This window comes from Sphingomonas sp. R647 (assembly GCF_020177055.1).
Classification (GTDB): domain Bacteria; phylum Pseudomonadota; class Alphaproteobacteria; order Sphingomonadales; family Sphingomonadaceae; genus Sphingomonas.
On record NZ_JAIQXT010000010.1, the window covers coordinates 17,188 to 40,467 of the forward strand.

At 64.1% G+C, this 23,280-nt stretch carries 25 protein-coding genes; 8 read left to right on the forward strand and 17 right to left on the reverse strand.

Annotation, left to right across the window (positions count from 1 at the left end):
* The first annotated feature begins 56 nt into the window (after nucleotides 1–56).
* From K9B35_RS19370 to K9B35_RS19385, 4 genes are all read left to right on the forward strand, one after another.
* Nucleotides 57–1,781, forward strand: coding sequence for a hypothetical protein (locus K9B35_RS19370; RefSeq protein ID WP_224923649.1), 1,725 nt, complete (start codon nucleotides 57–59; stop codon nucleotides 1,779–1,781).
* Between the two features lie 123 nt (nucleotides 1,782–1,904).
* Nucleotides 1,905–2,843, forward strand: a complete 939-nt coding sequence (locus tag K9B35_RS19375) for a hypothetical protein (RefSeq protein ID WP_224923650.1) — start codon at nucleotides 1,905–1,907, stop codon at nucleotides 2,841–2,843.
* Between the two features lie 58 nt (nucleotides 2,844–2,901).
* Complete coding sequence (locus K9B35_RS19380) at nucleotides 2,902–3,786, forward strand: SH3 domain-containing protein (protein ID WP_224923651.1); 885 nt, start codon at nucleotides 2,902–2,904, stop codon at nucleotides 3,784–3,786.
* Between the two features lie 17 nt (nucleotides 3,787–3,803).
* Nucleotides 3,804–4,124, forward strand: coding sequence for a hypothetical protein (locus K9B35_RS19385; protein ID WP_224923652.1), 321 nt, complete (start codon nucleotides 3,804–3,806; stop codon nucleotides 4,122–4,124).
* Nucleotides 4,125–4,878: 754 nt separating this feature from the next.
* On the opposite strand, the gene K9B35_RS19390 is transcribed toward K9B35_RS19385, so the two are convergent.
* The 4 genes from K9B35_RS19390 to K9B35_RS19405 form a co-directional block, all read right to left on the reverse strand.
* A complete protein-coding gene (locus tag K9B35_RS19390) occupies nucleotides 4,879–7,008 on the reverse strand; it encodes an ATP-binding protein (protein ID WP_224923653.1) in 2,130 nt (709 codons plus the stop codon).
* Between the two features lie 267 nt (nucleotides 7,009–7,275).
* The gene (locus K9B35_RS19395) at nucleotides 7,276–7,989 is read right to left on the reverse strand and encodes a response regulator (RefSeq protein ID WP_224923654.1); all 714 of its coding nucleotides are present in this window, start codon (nucleotides 7,987–7,989) and stop codon (nucleotides 7,276–7,278) included.
* Between the two features lie 253 nt (nucleotides 7,990–8,242).
* The gene (locus tag K9B35_RS19400; RefSeq protein WP_224923655.1) at nucleotides 8,243–9,145 is read right to left on the reverse strand and encodes an NYN domain-containing protein; all 903 of its coding nucleotides are present in this window, start codon (nucleotides 9,143–9,145) and stop codon (nucleotides 8,243–8,245) included.
* 299 nt (nucleotides 9,146–9,444) lie between these two features.
* A complete protein-coding gene (locus K9B35_RS19405; RefSeq protein ID WP_224923656.1) occupies nucleotides 9,445–10,230 on the reverse strand; it encodes a hypothetical protein in 786 nt (261 codons plus the stop codon).
* Nucleotides 10,231–10,559: 329 nt separating this feature from the next.
* Between K9B35_RS19405 and K9B35_RS19410 the strand changes: the two genes are divergently transcribed.
* Genes K9B35_RS19410 through K9B35_RS19425 form a run of 4 tightly spaced genes read left to right on the forward strand, consistent with a single transcriptional unit; the run spans nucleotide 10,560 to nucleotide 12,621 of the window.
* Nucleotides 10,560–11,120, forward strand: coding sequence for a helix-turn-helix domain-containing protein (locus tag K9B35_RS19410; protein WP_224923657.1), 561 nt, complete (start codon nucleotides 10,560–10,562; stop codon nucleotides 11,118–11,120).
* Between the two features lie 56 nt (nucleotides 11,121–11,176).
* Nucleotides 11,177–11,572, forward strand: coding sequence for a hypothetical protein (locus K9B35_RS19415; protein ID WP_224923658.1), 396 nt, complete (start codon nucleotides 11,177–11,179; stop codon nucleotides 11,570–11,572).
* Between the two features lie 45 nt (nucleotides 11,573–11,617).
* Nucleotides 11,618–12,070 (forward strand): hypothetical protein, encoded by a 453-nt coding sequence (locus K9B35_RS19420; RefSeq protein WP_224923659.1) that lies wholly within the window; start codon nucleotides 11,618–11,620, stop codon nucleotides 12,068–12,070.
* Between the two features lie 59 nt (nucleotides 12,071–12,129).
* Nucleotides 12,130–12,621 (forward strand): JAB domain-containing protein, encoded by a 492-nt coding sequence (locus K9B35_RS19425; protein WP_224923660.1) that lies wholly within the window; start codon nucleotides 12,130–12,132, stop codon nucleotides 12,619–12,621.
* An 18-nt stretch (nucleotides 12,622–12,639) separates the two neighbouring features.
* On the opposite strand, the gene K9B35_RS19430 is transcribed toward K9B35_RS19425, so the two are convergent.
* The 13 genes from K9B35_RS19430 to trbB all read right to left on the reverse strand — a co-directional run bounded on the left by K9B35_RS19430 (nucleotide 12,640) and on the right by trbB (nucleotide 23,124).
* A complete protein-coding gene (locus tag K9B35_RS19430; RefSeq protein WP_224923661.1) occupies nucleotides 12,640–12,954 on the reverse strand; it encodes a DUF6961 family protein in 315 nt (104 codons plus the stop codon).
* Between the two features lie 63 nt (nucleotides 12,955–13,017).
* Nucleotides 13,018–13,248: a hypothetical protein gene (locus K9B35_RS19435; RefSeq protein WP_224923662.1), complete on the reverse strand. Its 231-nt coding sequence runs from the start codon at nucleotides 13,246–13,248 to the stop codon at nucleotides 13,018–13,020.
* 230 nt (nucleotides 13,249–13,478) lie between these two features.
* Entirely contained in the window at nucleotides 13,479–13,688 is a 210-nt protein-coding gene (locus K9B35_RS19440) for a DUF2274 domain-containing protein (protein WP_224923663.1), read from the reverse strand.
* Nucleotides 13,688–14,893: a TrbI/VirB10 family protein gene (locus K9B35_RS19445; protein WP_224923664.1), complete on the reverse strand. Its 1,206-nt coding sequence runs from the start codon at nucleotides 14,891–14,893 to the stop codon at nucleotides 13,688–13,690. Before K9B35_RS19445 ends, K9B35_RS19440 begins: the two co-directional genes overlap by 1 nt.
* Nucleotides 14,890–15,894: a P-type conjugative transfer protein TrbG gene (gene trbG, locus K9B35_RS19450; protein WP_224923665.1), complete on the reverse strand. Its 1,005-nt coding sequence runs from the start codon at nucleotides 15,892–15,894 to the stop codon at nucleotides 14,890–14,892. Before trbG ends, K9B35_RS19445 begins: the two co-directional genes overlap by 4 nt.
* Entirely contained in the window at nucleotides 15,891–16,574 is a 684-nt protein-coding gene (gene trbF, locus K9B35_RS19455) for a conjugal transfer protein TrbF (RefSeq protein ID WP_224923666.1), read from the reverse strand. Before trbF ends, trbG begins: the two co-directional genes overlap by 4 nt.
* Nucleotides 16,575–16,579: 5 nt before the next feature.
* A complete protein-coding gene (gene trbL, locus K9B35_RS19460) occupies nucleotides 16,580–18,058 on the reverse strand; it encodes a P-type conjugative transfer protein TrbL (RefSeq protein ID WP_224923667.1) in 1,479 nt (492 codons plus the stop codon).
* Nucleotides 18,058–18,396, reverse strand: a complete 339-nt coding sequence (trbK-alt, locus tag K9B35_RS19465; RefSeq protein ID WP_224923668.1) for a putative entry exclusion protein TrbK-alt — start codon at nucleotides 18,394–18,396, stop codon at nucleotides 18,058–18,060. Before trbK-alt ends, trbL begins: the two co-directional genes overlap by 1 nt.
* An 11-nt stretch (nucleotides 18,397–18,407) precedes the next feature.
* On the reverse strand, nucleotides 18,408–19,130 hold the full coding sequence (gene trbJ / locus K9B35_RS19470) for a P-type conjugative transfer protein TrbJ (RefSeq protein WP_412103493.1): 723 nt from the start codon (nucleotides 19,128–19,130) through the stop codon (nucleotides 18,408–18,410).
* Between the two features lie 29 nt (nucleotides 19,131–19,159).
* Nucleotides 19,160–21,586 carry a conjugal transfer protein TrbE gene (trbE, locus tag K9B35_RS19475; protein ID WP_224923670.1) on the reverse strand — a complete coding sequence of 809 codons (2,427 nt, stop codon included), beginning with the start codon at nucleotides 21,584–21,586 and terminating at the stop codon, nucleotides 19,160–19,162.
* A 7-nt stretch (nucleotides 21,587–21,593) separates the two neighbouring features.
* Nucleotides 21,594–21,872: a VirB3 family type IV secretion system protein gene (locus K9B35_RS19480; RefSeq protein WP_224923671.1), complete on the reverse strand. Its 279-nt coding sequence runs from the start codon at nucleotides 21,870–21,872 to the stop codon at nucleotides 21,594–21,596.
* On the reverse strand, nucleotides 21,872–22,201 hold the full coding sequence (locus K9B35_RS19485) for a TrbC/VirB2 family protein (protein ID WP_224923672.1): 330 nt from the start codon (nucleotides 22,199–22,201) through the stop codon (nucleotides 21,872–21,874). Before K9B35_RS19485 ends, K9B35_RS19480 begins: the two co-directional genes overlap by 1 nt.
* A complete protein-coding gene (gene trbB / locus K9B35_RS19490; protein ID WP_263622772.1) occupies nucleotides 22,198–23,124 on the reverse strand; it encodes a P-type conjugative transfer ATPase TrbB in 927 nt (308 codons plus the stop codon). The genes K9B35_RS19485 and trbB overlap by 4 nt, the downstream gene beginning before the upstream one ends.
* Nucleotides 23,125–23,280 lie beyond the last annotated feature (156 nt).

The following is a 23,280-nucleotide window of genomic DNA, read 5'->3' on the forward strand; positions in this document are numbered from 1 at the left end:
AAAAGCCGCTGTCGGATCATTGCGATTTTGGGTAGATGTTCACCCCGGGGGACATGATGGATCGCTATCGGCTCATTCTGGTGGGGCCGTTCGGCCTGTTCACGCCGGATGGTCGACGGATCGAGATCACGAGTGCCAAGGGAATGGCGCTCATCGCACTGGTCGTCATGGCGCCAGGCGGGGTCCGCGCGCGCCGCAAGCTTGAAGCGCTGCTGTGGGGCAATCGCGGCCAGAAGCAGGCGCAGGATAGTCTGCGTCGCGAGCTGTCGAACCTGCGCAAGCTGCTCGCCGAGTATGGCGCCGAGCAACTCCTCGTGACCGAAACCAAGCGCGTCTCGGTGGCGATCGAGCGGATCGATGTTGACATCTTCGCTCTTGGCCTGGGTCATCCAGATGCGCGCGGACGGATCGCCGCCGAGCTGCTCGAAGGGCTCGACCTGCCCGATTGCGATGCGTTCGAAGACTGGCTGCGCGAAGAGCGCGAGCGCGTTCACGCAATGATCGAGCTCGACCGGCCCGTCCCGCCGGTGCCCGACGTAGCGGCAACAGAAGTCTTCGGCGGAGAGGTCCCGGGTGTCGAGGAAGCGCTTGCCGCGTCATCCCCGCGGCTGCCGCCCAAGCCGTCAGTTGCCGTTCTTCCTTTCCTGTCCACCGCGACTGCTCAGCAGGACTGGCTCGGCGCGGGTATCGCCGACGAGATCAGCGTGTCCCTGAGCTCCTTTCCGCAGCTCTTCATCGTGTCCAGCAACGGCGCGCGGATGCTGGTTGAACAGGGGGTCGAGCACGCAGCGATCGGGCAACGGCTGGGGGTGCGGTACCTGCTTGAAGGCACCGTGGTGCGCGATGGCAACCAGTTACGCGTATCGGTGGCGCTGGTCGTCGCGGCCAGTGGCGAACAGGTCTGGGCGGGATCCTTCATCGGCGATGCCGATGGCAGTTTCACGCTCCAGAACCAGATCGCTGCGCGGATCGCCCCCCAGATCTGGACCAAGGTCGATCATGCCGAGCGCCAGCGCGGCCTGCGACTGATCGGGTCGGTGTCAGGCGATTATGAGCGCTATTGGCGCGCCAATGCCCTCTCGCGCAGCTGGGACCGCGAGTCGATTGCCGAGGCAATCGCACTGGCGATGGAGCTGGTCGAGCACGATCCGACCTGTCCCTGGGCGACCTCGCTTGCCGCTTATTGCAACAGCATCGCCTGGATGCTCAATCACAGCCCCGATCGTGAAGCGGTGCGGCGACGGGCAATCACCCATTATCAGGCGGCGATGCGGTACGGCGCCGACAATGTCGAGGCACTGGGCTATTGCGCGGGCACGCTGGTCAATATCCGCGGCGACATGGAACTTGCCGACCGCATCATTGCCAGCGCGTTGCATATCCTGCCCTCGCATCAACCTGCGCTGTTCTGGGGCGGTTGGGTTGATGTGGTTCGCGGAGAGCCGGTCCGCGCAGCCGAACGGTTCGAACTGGCACTGCGGATCAACCCGATCAGCGGTGTCCAGGGCCAGACTTTGGCCGGCATCGGCTATACCGCCCTGCAGCAAGGTGACGCGCATACTGCGTTTCGCCTGCTTGCAGAGGCCGATCGCGCGACCCCGGGCTTTCCTCCGACCCAGCTTGGCCTGTGTGTCGCCGCCCAACTTGTGGGTCAGACCGAACTCGCGCGCGCCTATGCCGGGCCGCTGATCGAGGGCGGCGGTCTGAACCTGATCGGCATGCTGTGCCGCGATGCCGATCGCATCCTGTTCACGCAGGCGCTGACCACAGCGGCCGGCTAAACGGGGTTTCACGGCGCAGCGCGCAGCGCGCTCCATTTTTCACGCTCGGCCGACGCTGGCTTCACGGGTCGCGCGCATCGCCGCGCCTATTCCAGGTCGGTCAGACCATGGAAAGGACCTGTCATGCCCGAAGCCTGTGAAGTTCAAAAGGAAGCGCTGCACACCCTCGTCCAGGAGCTGGGGGATACGCTCTCGACCTCGATCAAGGCGATCAGCGATCGCTACGAGCCTGAATTCGAGCGTATCCGCGAGGATGCCCCCGATGGTGACCTCGGCGCGGTCATCGACGTCGCGATCGACGTCAAATGGGAGACCGTCACGATCGCGCTGGACCTGCCTGAGGTGACGATGAAATTGCAGGAATGGTCGCTCGACCTTCCGCAGGTGACGATGAAGGACAAGCGGATCGTGTTCCACACCCCGTCGGTGCGCATGGTCGCCAGAGTGATCGGCCGCTATCCCACATTCCATGGGTTGCGGATCAAGTGGAAGGACATCATCGCCCATGTGCCTGAGACCTTCATGCAGAAGCATGAGATCGTCATGGGCATCCCCGAAGTGCGGATGGACCGCGTCTCGTTCAAGCTCGACGTCCCCGAGTTTGCGATGCGCACGCAAGAGCTCAAGTTCGACGTCCCGCAGATCACGGTGAAGAGCGTCCGTGCCGAGGCGCGCGAGCTCAAGGAGGATGCGGAGGAGAAGGCGGACGAGATGCGCGCCGAAATCGCCGCGAAGAAGGAAGAGCTGTTCGGCGGCGGTCGTGAGCGGATCGCCGGCGCGGCGAACACCTATTTCACCTGCATGCGCACCCAGATCCAGATGAAGCGCGACGAGATCAGCGCGGCGTTCGAGCCAGGGATCGCGATGGCACGTATGGCGCTGAGCAAGCTCGAAGACGTCAAGGCCAATGCCGAAGCCGAGGCGATGCGCGAGCGGCTGGCCAATCTTCTCGCCACGCGCGATTCCGCAACGGTCCAGTTCGATGCGGCGATCCGCGAGATCATCGAACAGGAAAAAAACGTCGTCGAGGCGCTGATGCGCGGACTGCGCGGCGTCGCCTGACCAAAGCCGGGCGCCGCCCTGGGCTGCGCCCGGCCCCTCTCGCACGAGGAAATCTGCAATGCGCTTCACGGTAACCGCGCACGGACTGTTCCTGCGCAAGGAGCCCCGGCAAGAGGCCGGCAACGAACGGGCGGTCCTGCCTGAAGGATGCACAGTCGAGGTGCATGCCCGCGAGGGCAAATGGTGCCGTGTCACCGGCACACTCGATGGCGTCTCATTCGAAGGCTGGGTGTCCGGAAAGTACCTGGCTAAGTCCGAAGACGTCATCTTTGCGACGGCGTCGCAGCTGGCGCCGGTCCATTGGCGCGCGAACAATCCCGGTTCAACCCGCGCGGGCCCGGCTTCGGCCAGCCCGATCGGCGAGTCCGGCATGCCACGAAACGCGCCGGTATCGCGCGCCGGGCTCGACAAGGTCATCGACTGGCTCGATGTCGAGAATAGTCGGCGCTACCGCCCGGGCGGAGGGCGGACCTATTGCAACATCTACGCCTATGACGTCGCTTATGCATCCAGCGTCTTTCTGCCTCGTGTGTGGTGGACCGACAAGGCGATCGCGGCGCTGGAAGCCGGACAACAGGTCGCGGCGCAATATGACGTGACGATCCGCGAGATGAACGCAAATGCGATCCACAACTGGCTCCTCGACTATGGCGTACGCTTTGGCTGGAAGCGCACCCTGTCGCTGACCGAGCTCCAGGAATGCGCCAATCGCGGCGGGATTGCGACGATCTGCGCGCGGCGCAAAGACCTCGCCCGGTCAGGCCATATCGTCATTGTTGCTCCTGAAACCGCTCAGAAGAAAGCGCGTCGCGATGCCAATGGGCGCGTGACGATGCCGGTGCAGTCGCAGGCCGGCTCGGTCAACTTCGAACGAAGCGTCCCGGCGTCAGCGTGGTGGGCGGACGCTCGGTTCAGCAGTTTCGTCCTGTTCATCCACGACTGATCGAAGGAGCAACCATGATGGCTAGTCTGGCAGATAATTTCGCCAAGGCGCTCGACGCGCGCGCTTCGGAACTCGCGTCGGCCAAGGATACCGGCACCGTGCAGGAAATCGTCGCCGATGCACAGCGAGAGGCGGTGGTGCAGAGTATCGTACCCAACACCTTTGTCTATCAGGCGACGGTGGTGGTTCTTGGGTCCAGTGTGCTCGCGGTGGTCGCGGCGCAACTATGGATCACCCTGGTCATCGGTCCGGCGGCAATCCCGGACGGCATGATCGCGATCGGATCGGTCGCGATCGGTGCCCTTGCAGGCCTGCTGGCTCCAACCCCAGCGCGATAACCCGGCCCGAGCGGTGGGCCAGTCAATAAGCGGCCATATGCAGCATCATTGTCCCCCGTTCGGGGGCCATCTTTCCGTGAGCTCCCATTTCAGCATCGGAAATTCGGCATCTTGGGACCAGCGCCCCGGCATGGGCACCTCGAGCCATCGAGCGGCCTTGTAGGATGGGCTGGTCTCTCAGCGAATACCCGGCGGTACCGCAATCGCTGGCAGTAGCCAGCTTGTCCACGGCCGACACATTTAAAGCGGCCAATGGGGAATTTCTATGTGCAGCCTCTTACGGGGCAACGGAATCAATGAACTAGCGGGCCAAACATCAAATGATCAACCAATGACTGGATTTGCGATGCCACGCCTTGGGCAAAACCATGTTATCTGAAACAGATGCGACTATTAGACAGGATCCGCTGCATTGTGCGCGGTCATCATTGGACCCATAGCAGGTCGATGCCCGGATACATGACGTGTAAACGGTGCCGAAGCCGTCGACCACAGAGCGACTCGTCAAACCAGCCGCGCTTCTGACCGGACGATACCCATGGCGCAACCATGGCTTGCCCGAGATCCGGCGGGCCAGTCGCAGTTTGTGCCAACGCACTGGACTCTCTCCGAACACCTGCCAACCGCTCCTGCAAGAACGTCAGACCTCCTGACTGTGATCCAACGTCCTTGAGGCGCCCCCTCCCCACGTCGACCTGTCTCTACGTGGCTGGATCCCGAGCCTCATCTTGTCTGCGAAGGCGACCACATCGCATCAACGGTGCGAGCCAAGCCGGTCCGGTCCCGTCTCTGCGCGCGCCGCGGCAGTCCCATCCTCAAGCTGCCACAGTCGGGGGTCCTCAAGCGGCAAGGTAAACCCGACCGCCGCGCCACCCCCCGGCCTGTTCTGCGCGAACAGGCTTCCGCCATGTGCTTCGATGATCGTGCGCGCTATGGTCAACCCGAGACCGAGCCCGCCTTCTTTTGACGTGGCGAATGGCTCAGCGAGGTTTTCGATCATTTCCTCCGGAAATCCCGGACCATGATCGATGACCATGATCCGCACCGAGCGCGCGCCGTGCTTGGTCACCTCGATCACCGGCGGGGTGTCAGAGGAACCAACCTGTGCCTCGCATGCGTTGCGCACCAGATTGAGCAGAACCTGCTGGATCTGGACACAGTCTACCCGGATATGGAACTCGACAGCCGGCTCTTTCCGCCCGATCTCAAAAGGACAGATGCGCGCTGCCATGATGATCGCGAGGGCTTCGGTTATCAGTTCATCAGTACGCACAAGCGTATGTTCGCTCTCACCGGTCATGACCAGCTTGCGCATGCGCTGAATGATCTGGCCAGCAAGCCCGATCTGCTGGCTGGCGGTCTTGAGCCGGTCAATCGCCTTGGTATCATCGCGAGTACCCGTCCCATCGAGCGCCATCTGCGCGGAAGCGAGGTTGTTGCGCGCAGCAGTCAGCGGCTGATTGAGTTCATGCGAAATGGTGGCAGCAAGCGCATTCATCGCGCCTGTGCGGGCGAGCCGCGTCAGATCCTCCTGTAGCGCTTCCTGGCGCTTCTGGTCGGTGATGTCCTGAGTTGTGCCGTGAAAGCCGATGATGTTGCCGTTGGTGTCCATGGTCGGCACGGCCGAGGCGAGATGGACCCGGGTCCGCCCGCTCGGGAGGCGGACCTGCATTTCCCATGTTGCAGGCTCGCCAAGCCGGGTGACGCGATCAACAGCTTCATTCAACCGCTCAACCGAGTCGGGGCGCAGCATCTCCGTGAACTCGGTCTCCATTGGACCAAGAGCCGGTTCGCGCTCGTACATGGCATATAGCTGGGGTGACCAGATGAGCTGATCGGGATTGAACTTGCGGGCCCAGTCTCCGATGCGCGCCACGCGCTGGGCTTCCTCCATGCGGGTCTTGGCCAGCGCCAGCTCTCGCGCATTGCGCTCGCGCAAGCGCAGCCCCCGCAAGAACAGGGCAGCCAGCGCCAGGACTGCAAACGAGGTGAGGCCGGCGCCCAGAATGAGGATGGTAGCGCGAACGCGTGGCACTTTGAGGGCTGCGTCTTGCAGCGTGCTGTAGCTCACGAACAGATCATAGCCGGGGACGCGGCGATAGCTGATGAGCCGAGGGCGGGGATCGATCGCGCCTCGGGACACGAAGCTGCCCTCGTCGCTGCGCTGCTGGCGCCGAAAAAGCTCACCATGCCGCACGTCCTGATCGGACGTGACCTTGCCGTTCGACATTCGGGCGCGGATGAACCCGTCTGATCCGACCACCCACGCATTTTCGTTCGGCTTTGCGGCGCCGGTGCCAAAGACTGCGGTCAACTGGCTGGGCTCGAGCCCGATTTCGACTGTGCCGACGGATCGGCCCGCAGAATCCCGCAGATGCCGCGAAAGCCAGATTGTCGGTCGCCCCAACAGCGGGGAATCAACCGTGCGACTGACAGCAAGCTCCACACCATCTCGCACGCGTCGGCCAAGAGCGGCCGAGCGCTGCTTTTGACCACTACCGGCAAGTTCTTGCTCGATGGTCGATGCAACAAGCGCGCCGCGCGCATCAATGACCCGCAGACCCAGAAAGGTCGGGTCGCTGGCGATCGGATCGGCAGCAAGAGAAACTGGAAGATTTTTCTCTGAGTCAAACGCGCCTTTCGCCTTCAGCGAGCCTACATGCAGCGAGGCCAGCCGGGCGGTATTGAGTGTGCGATTGACATATTGCTGGAGGATCTGGGTCCGATCACGGTTTCGATCCGTGGCCCCCGCCATCGCATCGTCGCTCTCGGCGCTGACCTGTCCAATAACAAACGACCATATCATCGCCAGCACAAACGCGGTGCCCAAGCCGACGAAGATTCGCGTTCGATCGCTCATCCATTCGCTCAGCTTCACGATCATCCCCTGATCCGGCGGCGCTACGCCTGGCTCAACTATCGCCTCTTCTGAAATTCAGGCACATATCAACGTTCAACGATCCGAAAATCATATGCAAGCTTTGTCGCAAGGCTCGCGACCTCCGGATCAGCCCGGTGGCACCAGCGGGAGCGACGAGGACTATACTCTCCATACGCAGCTGAACATTATATCGATGGGTGCAGCGGCACGATCGCTTCGGCCCATGTCACGAATGGGTCTTTCCGCGGCACCTTCTGCGCGACCGAACGCTCAGTCACAGCACCCAAGCCGATATCCTCGCCCCGGCTGGACCTCGATGAATCCGGGGCATCCAAGCGTATGCAGCTTCGACACAAGTCCCAGGGCGCGTTCGTCGATGACCGTCGCCGAGGCTTTAGTGCCCCATTGCCCGAGATAGTCGGCGATCACCCCGCTGGAAAAGAACCTCGCCGGAAAAGAGGCCAGCAGGCACAGCAGTTTGAACTCAGGCGCAGTCACGGGGAGCGCCGTCGCGCCAAACCGTGCTTCCCAATTGTTCGCATCAAGCGTCAATCGCCCAATGGAAAATCCTGCCGGACAAAGCACCGCAGCTTGCGGCGTACCCGGGCGACGCAGAAGTCCCTGTATCCTTGCCGCGACGTCGTACGCACATACGGGCCTCTTGAGGACATCGTCCCAGCGACGCCGGCACGCAATCATTGCGTCATCCGGATTTGCTGGCGAGGCAAGGGCGAGAATGCGAATTCGACGCGCCTGTTCCCTGTACTTGTCGACCATCCGCGCAAGCTCGGCTTGCGACCAGCCCGGAACATCCAGATCCAGCACGAGAAGGTCGGGCGGGCGCGAGGCGACACGTTCGAGCATCTCGACACCATTGCTTGTCTGGTCGCACGTACCCGCAAAAGCCCTGACCAGACACGCCAGCTGGTCGAGGAGCTTCGGATCGCTGTCAGCGATCAGAATGTCATAACGCCGCGAATACATGGAGTTGGTCTAGCCCATATCCCGGTCGGACTGCATGGACGCGCAAGGCCGAGACGAATGCCATGCGCAGTTCGCAAGCGTACGTCGAGGGCTACATTGGCGGAACCGTGCCAGGACGTCGCTTGTCGGTCTGCAAACACGCGCGACGGCGGTTGCCATGGCGGCAAGCCGCAAAAGCGGCTCGCCTGGCAGTCAGATCCGACCAAATATCCACCCACTTTTCCGATGCCGATCAGAAACGCTCAAGGCCCGGTCACGAGGGAGCCGCGTTCGGATTATCCGGCGTGGAGGGATCGGGCACGGACCCGGCGAGAGGCAGGGGGGCCGGTGGTTGATGCTTGCGCTCGTTCCAGAGAAAATGCTGCGCAAAGCGCACATCGGGCAGCGCAAGCCGGTCGAGCGCCTTGCGAAACGTTCCGTAGCCGAACCAGTCGCTGGATTTTGCCCCAGGGAGTTCACGCAGGATCTCGCTGGACAGGGACGAAAGGTTGAGCGGGGCGGATGCCGCACCATAGCGGCGACGCACCAGCGCTGCGAACATCTGCGCATCCGCAGAGGCTGTTTCCTGCGCTATGGCCATCCCGGCCAGCAATGGCTCAGGCAACTCACGCCCCCGCGCACCCAGCAAGGTGCCGATGCGGTCAAACCCCAGGGCCGCGTCAGCGACGGCTGCATAGGCTGACGAGAGACGGCCCGGCGCAACGATGACTGTCCTGCAATCCTCGGCGCGCAATCGATACAGCAGGGGCGTGAAGTCAGAATCGCCCGAGACGAAGACAAACTCTCCGACAGGGTTTCGATGGCCGAGCATGTCCAGAGCGTCGATGACGATGCGTATATCGGCGGCATTTTTCGCGCCGCGGGTGAGCGTGGGACAGTCCACAACTTCGAACCCTGCCTTCACGAAATCGCCGCGAAACCTGTAGAACCAGATCCGGTCATTCTGCTCGCCCGGCGCGCTCACCCACCCGGAGGGGTTCATGTAGCAGCGCGCGACCCGCCATCGCCGGCTTCCATCGGGCGCGTCCATCGCGCCCAGACCCGTCAGCCACGTTGCCGGGTCAGACGCAAAGCGGATCGCGAGCCCACCATCGATCGCCCACAAGGCAGAAAACACATTGTCAAAATCCACGAAGATCGCGCTTCCATCGTGCATTCGACACATCTCCTGGAACGTCTCGCCCTTGGCCCTCGTGGACCGTATCGTGCAGGATACTCAAGTCGAGAACCGAAAAATTGTCGGCCACGATCCGAAACGCCGTCCTCGGCTGATCTGTGGCACCCACGCAATCTGAGTGCAAACCGCCTCGTGCCGAGGCGCACGGGCTGAACACGATCCGCGTTCAGAATCGACCGACGACGTTACCGCATTCAGCCAGCCGATCGCAGCAGCATGTTCCAGAAGCGGTGGACCCGGCGCGCGTCGGTTCGAAACCAGGATCATCCCCAGCCCTCTCAGCCGGCGCGGCCCGCCGCCATGGCGGCAAAATACCTGTCGATCGCCTGAAGTGCGCTCTCGGAAAGCGAAATGATATGACGCCGCTTGTCGTTCCCGTCGGGTCGCCGAAGCAGCAGGTCCGCGTCTGTCATCGACGCGATCCAGCGCAGCGCCGTGGTCGGAGGCGTTGCAGCGGCGATGCACAGGCTCGACACCGAAACTTCGCGATATTCGAGGTGCGCGCAATAGAGGTCGAGAAGAATATCCCATGCCGGGTCGGCAAAAAGTCGGGAATCGAAAAATTTGTCCCGTAGCCTGCGCGCCCGGATCCGTGCGCGCACCTCGTCGGCGCGCTCCTTGCGTTCCGGGCCGCTTGCTTCGCGCGAGTCGATAAAGAACGCTGTTTCACCGGCCAGGGTCTCGACCCGCCGCGCGATCCGCTTGACGTCTCGGCGAAGACCCTCAAGTTCTGCAGCGCGGGTAGCGCCACTGTCATGCAGACAACGCGAAGTCAGACTGGCGAGGGCTGTCTCGATTGCGATTCGGCGGTCGTCGTGGGACGGTTCGCAGAGAAGCTGAGCCCCCCATGGCCACAGATAGCCTGCCACAAGGTCGATCTGATCCAGCGACGCGCTGACGATGATTGGCGACCCTGTGACCTTCGCGTAGACGGTCATCTGCGCCAACAGCCTAGTGAGAAGTTCGGGCGGCGTGGCAACGGCCTCCACGACAAGCATGTCGGCAAATTCATGTTCAAGCGCAAGATCAGCCGACTGCGTGCCATCAAGGATACGGCACCGCATTCCAGCCTCTTCGATCGCCGCGAGGGCGGGTCCCGTGGCATCACCGGGGGGGGCAAAGAGCAATGCTGTTCGCGCATTGAACGCGGTTGAGTCGACTCGCAACGGCCGCATTTCCAGTTCATCCCCCCACGATCAGACCAGCCCTTCCTAGTGCGGCGGAAGCCGATTTGCGCAGGAGTAGGTCCAATACGGATCTATTATCATGCAGGTGCGCGATGTTGACGAATGCCACCTGCGTCACCGGCAGGACATTGTTTTCCAACGTGCGCCACGCGACGCGTGGCCGATTTCGGCTTATCGGGCGTTAACGTTCTTTCTATCGTGCGAGCATGGGCGGCGATTCATCCGGCGGCAATGACGGCCTCCTTCCGGTCGTTTCAGAGGTAGAACTGGACTGCATCCGCATTGCGGGAACAGGCGCCAGCTCGAAGATCATCGCGCGCAAGCTCGGACTGTCTCACAACACGGTCAACATGTATGCGTCGCGCGTCCGGCGCATCCTCGGCGCGGCCGACCGATATCAAGCGGCTGAAATGCTCCGGCGCCACGACGCCGGCGAGCACCTTAACAAGTTTAAGCTTAAGCCAGGGCCCGTTGAGCCGGATCGCAAACGCGGCAATCCCCAGGAGGCCATCCCCGTCGAAACGGAGGTGGCGATCGGGAGCATCCTTCGGGAAGAGCGCGCGGTTTTCGACCGTTCGATGCCCGTGGACCATGCCGATCAGACGACGAACATCGGTGGATGGGGACGAGACAATGAGCTGACGCACATGCAGCGGGTCTGGTGGATGGTGAAGGCCACCCTTGGAGTGATCTTTGCGACATTCCTCGTCTTCGCCTCCGTGCAGTCGCTGAACACGACGCTCACGAAGCTCGGCTTCATCAACTGATCGCTTAACCACTGGCACACATGCTCTGCCGACACCGTCGGCGGACTGGGGGAACTATGCTCAACTTCAAGGATAGCGACATCAAACTGGCGTGCGAGGCAGCGACCGAGGTCGCCGAGACCTTTCTGCCCGCCGAGCATGCTCAAGGCTTTGCCGCACTTGATGGCGCCCGTGCGCTGGCCCGGCTGCTCGAGCTCAGCGAGAACCCGGTTTTCCACGGCCGCCTCGCCACAACCGGGCGCGCGCTGGCGGAGGGAACGCAGCACTCGGTAAATGCGAAATTCGCGTTTGAACTTGCACATGCGAGCTTCATGAAGGCTGTCGATCGCACCCCGTTGCCGGAGCATGGCTGGGGTTGCCCTGGACCGACCTGCCCCTGGGATCTTGGAAAACCAAGCGGCCTTTCGCCTGACCTTCATGGCGCGCCCGTCGTCCCCAGCGAAACGGTCTGATCCCAGGCCATTGACGAGGCAACGCGACGATGTCCTTCTACGGCAATGATATTCTTCATCGCCTTCGTCGCGTTGCTTCTTTTCTCGACCGGCTTTGCGGTCTGGAAAGGTGGTCCGCCCGAGCGGATCGCGGCAGGTCTCTACTGGGGCGCATGGCTGGTCACGCTCGTTGCAAATCCGCAAGCGATAGATCGATGGCGCAACGTGGAAATCGGCTATCTGCTGATCGACACGGGCCTGCTCCTGGCGCTGGCGGTCCTTGCGCTGAGGGCGAACAGGATCTGGCCCATGGCCGCAGCGTCGCTGCAACTGATCATCGTGGCAGGGCATGCAGCCAAGGCCCTCGATCCGGCCCTTTTGGGCTCAGCCTATGCGATCATGTCGGTGTTCTGGCCGTTTCTCCAGTTGCTGCTCCTCGTCACCGGGACCTGGGCCTATTGGCGACGGACCCGGATCCAAGGGGCCGTGAGCTCCTGGTCGCGCTCCTCGCTCCACTGACGCACAAGGCTGACCCGATCGCTGATGCGCTTCTTGCGCGGTTTGGGACCGTCTCGCGGGTGCTTTCGACCGACGGGGAGACCCTGTCCTCTCTCGGACTTGACCCGCAGGTCACCAGGCAAATCACCCTGTCGCGCGCGCTGCTCCGGCACGTTCTGCGAACGCCCCTGCTCGAACGCCCCCTGCTCGGCAATCTTCAGGCGGTCATCGATTATCTCGCCAACGAAATCGGGCATTGCCCGGTCGAGACGCTGCGTGTCCTTTATCTCGACAGCGGCAACCGGCTGATCGACGAGCTGGTTCAGACCGGCGAGGTTGACCACGTCCCGCTGAGTGTTCGCGCGATCCTGCACCGCGGACTGATCGTCGGCGCGGCGGGGATCATTCTGGCGCACAATCATCCCTCGGGCGACAACGCACCGAGCCGAGCCGATCGCGAAATCACGCGCACCCTTGCGCGGGTCGGGTCAGGGCTTGGCATTTCGCTCATCGACCATCTGATCATCGCTGGTTCGCAGGTTCGCAGCCTCAAGGCCGAAGCCATCTTCTGATCCCTGCTCAGCGCGCAGCTAGTTCAGTTGCCTGCCCTGCCCGTCTTTCCCCGGTGCGCGCAGCGCATCGACGCGCCGCGCGATCTCGATGAAGCGATCTACCCCGGCCTGGTCGCCTGCCAACACGAGGCTAGCGATCCGGTCCGCGATCCAGCGTTCCGCGTCCGCGCCTTGCGCACGTTCGATCGCTATCGCCTCGGCCCAACGTTCTTCATCCGGCGTCATCCCCAAAAGCATACAGCATGCCAGCGCATCGTCGAGGTCGCGTTGCGGCTCAATGGTCAGCCGAACGCAATGCCGCGTTCGAAGCGTCACCCGCGCAATGCCGCGCACCGACGCAAGGATGGGCCCGGCACGGGCTGGCGATCCTTCCGGATCTTGACCGGAGTACCCGACTTATTGGGCATCAATCAACGAATGCTCGATCCGCATCGTATCGAGCAATCGCTCGACCTCCGCGATCTCGCGGCTTGTTCCAGAAGGCTTCACCGACCAGTTGCAATGGGCATGGGTCGCGACGTCATGGACGGAGATCGGACCCACTACCGTTCGCCAGCGGCGCTGATTGCCACCTGCCTTTTTTACCAGCGATTTGACGAGAAGGTCCTGAAGAGTAGCGGGATTCATGGCGGGTCTCTGCCGCGTCACCAGCGTCAGGGCAAGCGGCCGGTGCCATGCACATCGCGGCAAAGAAAGATCATCGGCAGGATCCAGGGGCGACAATGATTGCGGCGAAGCCGTGCCCAATCATCTACGGTGCGCTTGATCCTGGCCCTCAGACCTGGTGCGTGACCGCTTGGGCCATGCAGGTGGCCGGCCGCCGTTGCTCGGCTTGATCTCATGCATGTCCAATACCGCTAGGTCCGGCGCAGCCTGGCAAATCCGCGATCGCTCTCCATGAAATGAGACAGCATCGGAACGATGAGCTTTGCCGGGCCGATCGATGCCTGCCCGGTCGCGTTGGCATGCGCCTCGGCATAAGCGCTGAGGTCGCGATAGACCTGCGCAGGGATCTCGATCGTAACCTTGACCGGCCTGTCATCGGCAATGGGTCCGAGCTTCAGCATCATGCGGGTCCTCCGTTAGGTTCGAGAATGAGATCGCGTGTGACGATGACACGCAGCCTGGTGCCCGGCCGGATTGTCAGGGTCGGCTGCACAGCCATCTGGCGCCGGACCAGTTCCTGCCCGGTGCGCGCGATCGACTCTGAAGATCCCTCGCGAAGGGCTCTAACCAGCGCATCATCGTCGTCATTGCCGACCTGCGCGCCGACGCTGAGCAGACTGGACACCAATGCGGCGCGAAACACGCCACCCCAGTGATGATCGACCCGATCCTCCAATCCGGCATATCCCGACGCATCAGCGCCGGGCAGGCGGTCGAGCTTGATGGAGCGGCCATCGGGAAGGATCAGCCGGTCCCAGGCGAGCAGGACGCGGTTCTGGCCCATGGAGATCTCGGCATCATATTCGCCGACAAGGCGGCTGCCTTGTGGAATGAGAAGATGACGGCCGGTGACACTGTCATAGACGGGCTCGGTCACCTGGGCGGTGATCAGTCCCGGGAGATCAGAGCGAATGCCGGTGATCAGGGCGGCCGGGATGATACTGCCTGCCTGGACGGCAAATTCCGAACTTGGCTGGATAACCCGATGATTGCTCTCGGCCACGACCTCGGCGCCTGCGGCAAGAAAGCTGCGCCGTGCAGACCGATCAATTTCCTGAGACGCGCGCGACGCGCCCGCTGGCGGCAATGACGGCTCCAGCCGCGATGCAACCGGCTGTGTCACCGCATCTGGCGAGGATGAAACGGCGCTGCCGGCAGCAAAGAGCCTGCTCGTGCGTGCCGTGTCGCGCTCCTCGCGGGCGCGTTCGCGCGACGTCCGCGCAGCATCCGGCACGCTTTTCGTGGATGGTGGACTCGTATCTCCGATCGGCGGCGCACTGACCTCCACGCCACGCTGCTGGGCAGAGAGGATCGGTCTGCCAAGATCTCCCGGCAGCGGCGGTCCGAGCTTTGGCACCTGCGCATAGTCGATTGGTGCGCCCGCCAGCCCTGGCCTTACAGCCTGATCCTCATCCGCGTAGAGTTCATCGGGCCGCTCGGGCAGGATCGGCTGAAGCGCATAGATCAGCGCCCCGGCGATACCGCTCGCCAATCCAGCGCCGGCGATGGCAAGCGCCTTGCGCGAAAGGCGCATGACCTGCGGCGGATCGGCACGTAGCCGAAGATCGACCGGTTCCAGGGTCGCGGCGGCCTGATCCTCGCTCATTTGCGCGGCTCCCCGGAAAGCGGCGTCTCGCGCAGCACGCGCACGCGTCTTGCGGATTTGCCTGCCCCGAGCCGGAGTTCGGCACCGGAAAACAGCCGATCGACGACGAGATATTTGCCGCGAACCCGGTAATTCACGAGTTCGCCCTCGCCCTCGCCTTTGGCGCCGGTCACAAACAGGGGCGGCAACTCACTCTGCGCGATACCCGGCGGGAGTTCGATGAACACCTGCCGTCCATCATCGAAGGTGCGAACCGGTCGCCACGGCACGCGATCCCCATCGACCCGATACGCAAAGTTCAGCGCGTCGAGATCGATCCCCGGAACGCCTCGCTCAACCGCACTCACTGCGCGGTTGTGCGCGGTGAGCAACATCAGCGCGTCCTGCGGGTAGGCCCAGGAAACCGAAGCCATATAGGCGTCCGGCGTTGATCTGAGTTCGAGATGATAGGTCCGCCGATCGGTATTGATGACGAGGTTGGTGACCAGTCCGGACCGGGTCGGTTTGACCAGGATATGTACGCGTTGGGTAGGGCCCGAGCCGCTCAGCGTATCCCCGATGATCCAGCGCGTGGTGTCGCCGGCCGCGATCGGTCCCGGGCCGACCAGCTGCTCGCCCTCCTGCAGGACGATATCGGTCACCTGGCCGGGCGATGCGTAGAGCTGATACAGCGCGCCCTCGGCCCAGGGGTATCGCTGCATCGCGTTGAAAAAGCCCTCGCTTGCCGGCTGCTGCCGTGCAGCGGCATTGGCGGCATCGATCCGCGCCTTGGGATCGATCCGCTCAGGTACCGGACGCGGCTTGAGCTGCGCTGGAAGCGGGAGCGGTTCGGGGATGCGGATGATCTCCACCGCCCGCGCGTCCTGCGGATCAGCCACCGCCGCGCTGGCACCGTCATGGGGGTCGGATTGCCCGTGCGCATTTGCAGCAGCGCAAACCGGTATCGTGACCAGCCCGACCAGCAAGACGGCCCTGCGCGCCGCGCGATTGCGAGTTGTCATTGGGATAGTTCCTTCGACCAGTTGAGAGCGGTGACGAACACGCCGAGCGGGTTTCTGCGCAGCGCATCAGGGGTGCGGGGGGTCTGGATCACCACCGTCACGATTGCCGACCAGCGCTCGGTCGCGGCCAGACTGCCATCCTGATAGCGGCGCTCGGTCCATGCGATCCGGAAGCTCCTATCGGAAGCGCGAATGACGCTTGAGACATCGACCGCGACCTGCACCTGTCCGACCAGAGCAAACGGGTCATTGACGCGCGCATGATTGTTGAGGGCGATCGCACCCTTTGCGGTCACGAAATCATAGCTGCGCAGCCAGTTTTGCCGGAGCACGACCGGGTCGGCAGGAACGCTGCGAACATTCTCGATGAACCGGGCGAGGTGAAATGCAACCTGGGGATCGGTCGGCCGGTAGCCGGCATCGGCCGGCGCGACCGCCTGCGCGTCACCCAGCTTGTCGACCTGGACGACCCATGGAGTGATCGTGCCGCGCGCAGATTGCCAAATCAGTCCGCCTGCAAGGAGCGTCGACAGGCCGATCGATCCAAAGCAGGCGAGCCGCCAGCTATGCGCCTGAACACGGGCGGAGCCGATGCGTTCATCCCATAGCTGGCTGGCGCGCTGAAAGGGGGTCACCGGCTCCGGCGCGGTCCCGTATCGCACGGTCGATCGTCTGAACATGCCAATCACTCCTTGTCTGTCACGCTGATCGAGGTGCCGGCCCCCTGGCTGTCGCCGCCGCGCAGCGTATGCGCTGCGACACTCATCGCCTGGCCGATCGTCTGTTTGCGCCGCAGTGCGCGCGCCCAGGCCGGCGGGTCCGCCGGTCGCGAGGCCCCGTCGGAACCCGCTGCGTCGGTTGTCTCCGATGCGGCTGACTGCGCTGGCGCCGCTGGTCTCCGATCGCTCGCCTCGACCGGCGCAGATGGCGCAGACGACGCAGACGACGCAGACGACGGAGACGACGCAGACGGCGCAGACGGCGCATCGTCCCCTTGGATCGCGGGAATGCCAGATGGTTCGATTGCCGCGCCGTCTTCGCCCCTGGTGCGAGCCGAGACATTGTCCTTCGCGCCTGCGCCCGTCCGCACACGCGAGGCCCCGCCCCCGCTCGATCCGTCTGATCTGCTCGACGGGGCCGGTGCCGGGCGCGTCCCGGTGCGACCCGCACTGGAGAGGCTTTCACTCCCTGAGCTTGCCTGCCCACCGGGACGATAGCCGCTCGCCGCACTCGCGACGGTCCGGCCAGCGCCAGCCAGCGCGCCGCCCGCGACGCCAATCGCGCCAGCGCCCGCTGCCGCACCGGCAACGACCAGGCTACCGGCCGCGAGCGAGGTTCCAGCAGCGGCACCTGCTCCAAGCTGCGGACCGCCGGAAACGATGCCGCTTGCGATGCCCGGACCAAAAATGCCGAGGCCCAGCAGGCAGAGCGCGCCGAGCACGATCGCCATCGCATCTTCGATCGTGGGCTGCGCGTCCCCGATCGCGTCGGTAAACTCGGAAAAGAGCGTCGAGCCGATGCCGACGATCACCGCAAGGACCAGCACCTTCACGCCGGACGAGATGACATGACCCAGCACTCGCTCGGCCATGAAGGCAGTCTTGCCGAACAGCCCGAACGGGATCAGCACGAACCCGCACAGCACGCTGAGCTTGAATTCGATCAGCGTGACGAACAGCTGCACCGCCAGCACGAAGAAGGCGAGCAGCACGATGACCCATGCAAACAGCAGGACGGCGATCTGAATGAAGTTCTCAAAGAAGCTGATATAGCCCATCAGCCCCGAGATCGATTCAAGGATCGGACGCCCGGCATCCAGACCGACCTGAGCAACCCGGCCCGGCTGAAGGAGCTCGGCAGCGGTAAAGCTGGTCCCCGACGCCTTGAGACCGAGGCCCGCGAAGCTCTCGAAGACGATCCGCGCGAGCGTGTTCCAGTTGCCGATGATATAGGCGAAGATGCCGACGAACAGGGTCTTCTTGACCAGCCGTGCGATGATGTCGTCGCCCTGACCGAAGGTCCAGAACAGCGCTGCCAGCGTCACGTCGATGACGATCAGTGTCGTTGCGAGGAACGCGACCTCACCCTGGAGCAGACCAAAGCCTGAATCGATGTAGGAGGTGAAGACCTGCAGGAACCGGTCGATGACGCCTGTCCCGCCCATCACCGGTCTTCCTGCTCGAGCGCAGCGTCCGGCAGGTCCGCCGCCTGTGTCGATTTGCCCGCCGCGCGGTCTTCATCCTCCGTAGCTGGATCCAGTCCGAGGAAGCGTCGGCGGTTCTCGGCCCAGGCTGCTAGGCAGCCCGGGTCCGAGCCCGCCGCCTGCCCGGCCAGCTGGCAGCGCTCAAGCTGTGCTTCGAGCGGGTTTTTGGGCAGGTCGGTCGAGAGGATAGCGGCCGGCGCCCCCGGCCTGGGCGGCTCGCGCAAGGCGAGCGCCGCCATGGCAAGCGCAATGCCAAGGCAGGCACAGGCGCCGATGCGGGCGGGAAGCTTGAGGCTCATGACGCCCGGCCTCAGTGCTTGAACATGTCGACCCGGGTCGACCGGTAACCGGTGCCTGGGGCGAGGAAGCGACGCAGTTGTTCGCGGGCCTGATCTCTCGCGGCGGCACGCTGCGCTGCCTCGAGCGCCTGTGCGCGTCCCTGCGCGGCCACCAAAGCGGTCAGGTCGGCAATCTGACGCGCCTGGAGCGCGAGCAACTGATTGCCCGCCTGCGTCACCTGGAGCGCGCCGGATGCCGACTGGCTGGCCGTGACCAGCCGATCCATGACCACCCGCGACCCCTCAAGGTTGCCGACCACGCCAGCCTGGACCTTGAGCGCGTCCTCGAGTGCGCCGACACTATCCTCCCAGCGTGCGCGGGCATTGGCGACAAGCGCCGTGTCGCTCCCGGACATGGCCGCGCCGCGATACCGGCTGGTGAACGCCTCATCGATCGCCTGGACCGAATAGGCGATGCGCTGGGCATTGCCGAGCAGCTGCTGGGTCTGGCGAACCTGCCCCTGGAGTTCAGACAGCGCGGAGGTCGGAAGCGTCGCGAGGTTCCGCGCATCGTTGATCAGCGCCTGGGCCTCGTTCTGGAGCGACCGGATCTGGTTGTTGATCTGCTCGAGCGTGCGCGCTGCCGTCAGTACATTCTGGGAATAGTTGGTGGGATCATAGACGATCCCGCCGAACTGCGCGGCGACCGGGGTGGCAAGGCCGGTAAGCAGCAGCGCGGACGATGCGAAAAGCATGAGACGGCGCAAGGAAGTACGCATGGCAATCACTCCTGATCGGTGATGGGAAGAAGGTCAGCGGCCCAGTCGAGACCGCGCGCGCGCAGCCACGCATCGGCAAAGCCCGTGCGGCCATGCGCCGCGACAAGTTTAGCGATGCGGCGCTGATCGGTGCGCGAGGACGCAGCGGCAAAAGCGAGTGCGACCGCGCCGAGCCCGAGATCGAACAACCGGTTGCCGCGGCGGGACTGGCAGTAATAGTCGCGCTTGGGCGTTGCGCGCGCGAGGATCTCGATCTGGCGATCGTTGAGCCCGAAGCGCCGGTAGAGGGTTGCAATCTGCGGCTCGAACGCGCGCGCGTTGGGCAGGAAGATCCGGGTCGGGCAGCTCTCGACGATCGCCGGAGCGATGGCCGAACTTTCAATGTCGGCGAGGCTCTGGGTCGCGAAGACGACGCTCGCATTCTTCTTGCGCAGGGTCTTGAGCCACGCGCGCAGCTGGGCGGCGAAAGCCGGACTGTCGAGCACCAGCCAGCCTTCATCGATGATGATCAGCGTTGGCGCGCCATCGAGGCGGGCCTCGATCCGGTGGAAGAGATAGGCAAGCACTGCCGGAGCGGCGGGGCTTCCAACCAGGCCTTCGGTCTCGAAGGCCTGGATGGGTTCGCTGCCCAAGCGCTCGCCCTCCGCGTCGAGCAGCTGGCCATAAGGGCCCCCGACGCAATAGGGACCGAGCGCCTGTTTGAGCTGCTGCGACTGGAGCAGGACCGCAAGTCCAGTCAGCGTGCGCTCGGTCGGCGGTGCCGAGGCCAGCGAACCCAGCGCAGACCACAGATGCTCCTTGACCGACGGGTCAACGGGAACGCCCTCGCCGGCCAGGATTGCAGCGACCCAGTCAGCCGCCCAGCTGCGCTCGGCAAGACTATCGATCCGGGCAAGCGGTTGCAGCCGCACGCCTTGAGCGCTCTCGTCCGAGCCTGCATGGCCAAGATCCTGCCAATCCCCGCCCATGGCGATCGCCGCGGCGCGGATCGATCCCCCGAAATCGAAGGCGAAGACCTGCGCCTTGTCGTACCGCCTGAACTGCAGCGCCATCAGCGCGAGCAGCACCGACTTTCCAGCTCCAGTGGGGCCGACGATCAGCGTGTGGCCGACATCGCCGACATGAAGCGCGAACCGGAACGGGGTCGAACCTTCGGTCCGCGCGAAGAACAAGGGCGGCGCATCGAAATGCGCATCGCGCGCCGGACCTGCCCACACCGCCGAGAGCGGCACCATATGGGCAAGGTTGAGCGTCGAGATCGGCGGCTGGCGCACATTGGCATAGACATGCCCCGGCAGGCTTCCGAGCCATGCCTCGATTGCGTTCACGCCTTCGGCGATGACCGTGAAGTCGCGGCCCTGGATGACCTTCTCGACCAGCCGCAGCTTTTCGGCCGCAAGTGCGGGATCAGCGTCCCACACGCTCACCGTCGCGGTCACATAGGCCTGCCCGACATGATCGCTGCCAAGCTCCTGCAATGCAAGATCGGCATCGGCCGCCTTGTTTGCTGCATCGCTGTCCAGAAGCGCCGAGGCCTCGTTGGTCATGACCTCCTTGAGGATCGCGGCGATCGACTTGCGCTTGGCGAACCATTGCCGCCGGATGCGCGCGAGCAGCCGCGTCGCATCGGTCTTGTCGAGCATGATCGCGCGGGTGACCCAGCGATAGGGAAAGGCAAGCCGGTTGAGATCGTCGAGCAGCCCGGGAAAGGTCGCGCTTGGAAAGCCGATGATCGAGAGCGTCCGCAGATGCGCGTCGCCAAGCCGCGGCTCGAGACCCCCGACCAGCGGCTGATCGGCGAGCAGCGCATCGAGATAGATCGGTGTCTCCGGGACCGCGACGCGCTGGCGCCGCGTCGAGACGGTGGTGTGGAGATAGGTCAGCGTCTCGCGATCATCGAGCCAGCGCGCCTCGGGCAGAAAGCCCTCGAGCAGCTGCAGCACGCGTGCCGAACGGTCGATGAAATTCTCAAGGATTTCGTGGGGATCAACGCCAGTCTTCGAACGCCCTTCGAACAGCCAGCCTGCGGTGCGCGCGGCATCCTCGGCGGGCGGCAGCCACACCAGGGTCAGAAAATAGTCACTCTCGAAATGCGCGCCTTCCTCTGCAAATTGCGCGGCGCGCTCGTGATCGACCAACGCGGAAACCGGATCGGGAAACCGGGCAGCGGGATAGTCCTGCGCCGGCACGCGCTGCGCCTCGACAAAGAGCGCCCAGCCCGATCCCAGCCGACGCAGCGCCCCATTCAGGCGGGCAGTTGTCGCAACCAGCTCGGCCGGTGTTGCTGAATCAAGGTCAGGCCCACGGATCGCGGCGGTCCGCTGGAACGACCCGTCCTTGTTGAGCACGATGCCCGGCGCGACGAGCGCGGCCCAGGGAAGGAAGTCGGCAAGCATCGCGCCACGGGGCCGATATTCACGCAGGAACATCATCGCGCCCTCACGCCCGCAGATAGGCGGGATAGCGTAGGTGACGCCGCCCCACTTCGAGGAATTGCGCGTCGCGCCGTGCCGCCCACACCGCCACCGCATGGCCAAGCCCCCAGAGGACGAGGCCAACCAGCCACAGGCGAAGCCCCAGGCCGACGGCTCCGGCGAGCGTGCCGTTCACGATCGCGACCGCGCGCGGCGCGCCTCCCAGAAGAATGGGTTCGGTAAGTGCGCGGTGAACCGGTGCGAAATAGCCCGGGAGGGCGTTGGCGGGATCGAGGATGTCCATTAGATCAGCGCCCCGCCGCCAAAGCTGAAGAAGCTGAGGAAAAAGGAACTCGCGGCAAACGCGATCGAGAGCCCGAACACGATCTGGATCAGGCGGCGGAAGCCTCCGGAGGTTTCGCCAAAGGCCAGCGTCAGGCCCGTGACGATGATGATGATCACCGCGATGATCTTGGCGACCGGGCCCTCGATGCTCTCGAGGATCGATTGAAGCGGGCTCTCCCACGGCATCGAGGAGCCGGAGGCATGGGCTGGGCCCGCGCTGAGTGCGATCAGCATGCAGCAGGCGCTTGCCGTCAGGCGCGCGCCAAATTTGGGGAGCGAAGCGATCATGCGGTTTCTCCATCGGTGAGGAAGCTGAGGCGATAGTCGCTGGCGGCATCGAGGCCCTCGACGCGGGCGAGTTGGGACAGGCGACGACCGGTGCCGTCGCGGATCAGCACGGCGATCATCCCGATCGTCTCGGCGATCAGCGCGCGCGGGACGGTGGCGACTGCTTCCTGGATCAGCTGTTCAAGACGGCGCAGCGCACCGAGCGCAGTGCCTGCGTGGATCGTCCCGAACCCGCCGGGATGCCCCGTACCCCATGCCTTGAGCAGATCGAGCGCCTCGGCGCCGCGTACCTCACCGATCGGGATGCGGTCGGGACGGAGCCGCAATGCCGAGCGGACCAGGTCGGCGAGACTCGCCACGCCTTCCCTGGTGCGCATTGCGACGAGATTGGGAGCCGCGCACTGGAGCTCGCGGGTGTCCTCGATCAGCACGATCCGGTCGCTGCCCCCCGCGATCTCGGCGAGCAGCGCGTTGGTCAACGTCGTCTTGCCGCTCCCGGTACCGCCGGCAACAAGGATGTTCGTGCGGTCATGGACCGCGGCACGCAGCGCCGCGCAGTGCAGGGCAGAGAGGATCCCGGTGCGCACATAGTCGTCGAGCGTGAACACGGCGATCGCGGGCTTGCGGATGGCAAAGCTCGGCGCGGTCACGATCGGCGGCAACAGGCCTTCGAAGCGCTCGCCGCTTTCGGGGAGTTCAGCCGAGACGCGGGGCGCGCGGGCATGAACTTCAGCTCCGACATGATGCGCAACCAGCCGGACAATGCGTTCGCCATCGGCCGCAGCGATCGCCATGCCGGTATCACAGAGCCCCTTGGCAAGACGATCGACCCAGAGCCGCCCGTCCGGATTGAGCATGATCTCGACGATCTCGGGGTCATCGAGCCAGGCCGCGATCGCGGGCCCGAGCGCAGTGCGCAGCATGCGCGCGCCACGCCTTGAAGCCTCGAAACGAACAGATGCGGTGGTCACGATCGGTTGCCCTGTACGGTGCCGGTGCGGGAGCGCTCCGGCGACAGGGATGACTAAGGAGGCGCGAAAACCGGTCTTTTCAACAGCTACTTCGCAGCGTCGTAGCCT

Excerpts from the sequence above, each read along its gene's own strand:
- K9B35_RS19400 (WP_224923655.1), bottom strand. The coding sequence starts at position 9,145 with ATGCACGATGGAAGCGCGATCTTCGTGGATTTTGACAATGTGTTTTCT.
- K9B35_RS19370 (WP_224923649.1), top strand. The coding sequence starts at position 57 with ATGGATCGCTATCGGCTCATTCTGGTGGGGCCGTTCGGCCTGTTCACG.
- K9B35_RS19440 (WP_224923663.1), bottom strand. The coding sequence starts at position 13,688 with ATGCTGAAGCTCGGACCCATTGCCGATGACAGGCCGGTCAAGGTTACG.
- K9B35_RS19390 (WP_224923653.1), bottom strand. The coding sequence starts at position 7,008 with ATGATCGTGAAGCTGAGCGAATGGATGAGCGATCGAACGCGAATCTTC.
- trbG (WP_224923665.1), bottom strand. The coding sequence starts at position 15,894 with ATGACAACTCGCAATCGCGCGGCGCGCAGGGCCGTCTTGCTGGTCGGG.
- K9B35_RS19435 (WP_224923662.1), bottom strand. The coding sequence starts at position 13,248 with ATGAATCCCGCTACTCTTCAGGACCTTCTCGTCAAATCGCTGGTAAAA.
- K9B35_RS19385 (WP_224923652.1), top strand. The coding sequence starts at position 3,804 with ATGGCTAGTCTGGCAGATAATTTCGCCAAGGCGCTCGACGCGCGCGCT.
- K9B35_RS19395 (WP_224923654.1), bottom strand. The coding sequence starts at position 7,989 with ATGTATTCGCGGCGTTATGACATTCTGATCGCTGACAGCGATCCGAAG.
- K9B35_RS19420 (WP_224923659.1), top strand. The coding sequence starts at position 11,618 with ATGATATTCTTCATCGCCTTCGTCGCGTTGCTTCTTTTCTCGACCGGC.
- K9B35_RS19380 (WP_224923651.1), top strand. The coding sequence starts at position 2,902 with ATGCGCTTCACGGTAACCGCGCACGGACTGTTCCTGCGCAAGGAGCCC.
- trbB (WP_263622772.1), bottom strand. The coding sequence starts at position 23,124 with ATGCTGCGCACTGCGCTCGGGCCCGCGATCGCGGCCTGGCTCGATGAC.
- K9B35_RS19480 (WP_224923671.1), bottom strand. The coding sequence starts at position 21,872 with ATGGACATCCTCGATCCCGCCAACGCCCTCCCGGGCTATTTCGCACCG.
- K9B35_RS19375 (WP_224923650.1), top strand. The coding sequence starts at position 1,905 with ATGCCCGAAGCCTGTGAAGTTCAAAAGGAAGCGCTGCACACCCTCGTC.
- trbL (WP_224923667.1), bottom strand. The coding sequence starts at position 18,058 with ATGGGCGGGACAGGCGTCATCGACCGGTTCCTGCAGGTCTTCACCTCC.
- trbK-alt (WP_224923668.1), bottom strand. The coding sequence starts at position 18,396 with ATGAGCCTCAAGCTTCCCGCCCGCATCGGCGCCTGTGCCTGCCTTGGC.
- K9B35_RS19485 (WP_224923672.1), bottom strand. The coding sequence starts at position 22,201 with ATGATCGCTTCGCTCCCCAAATTTGGCGCGCGCCTGACGGCAAGCGCC.
- K9B35_RS19415 (WP_224923658.1), top strand. The coding sequence starts at position 11,177 with ATGCTCAACTTCAAGGATAGCGACATCAAACTGGCGTGCGAGGCAGCG.
- trbJ (WP_412103493.1), bottom strand. The coding sequence starts at position 19,130 with ATGCTTTTCGCATCGTCCGCGCTGCTGCTTACCGGCCTTGCCACCCCG.
- trbF (WP_224923666.1), bottom strand. The coding sequence starts at position 16,574 with ATGTTCAGACGATCGACCGTGCGATACGGGACCGCGCCGGAGCCGGTG.
- K9B35_RS19405 (WP_224923656.1), bottom strand. The coding sequence starts at position 10,230 with ATGCGGTGCCGTATCCTTGATGGCACGCAGTCGGCTGATCTTGCGCTT.
- trbE (WP_224923670.1), bottom strand. The coding sequence starts at position 21,586 with ATGATGTTCCTGCGTGAATATCGGCCCCGTGGCGCGATGCTTGCCGAC.
- K9B35_RS19445 (WP_224923664.1), bottom strand. The coding sequence starts at position 14,893 with ATGAGCGAGGATCAGGCCGCCGCGACCCTGGAACCGGTCGATCTTCGG.
- K9B35_RS19410 (WP_224923657.1), top strand. The coding sequence starts at position 10,560 with ATGGGCGGCGATTCATCCGGCGGCAATGACGGCCTCCTTCCGGTCGTT.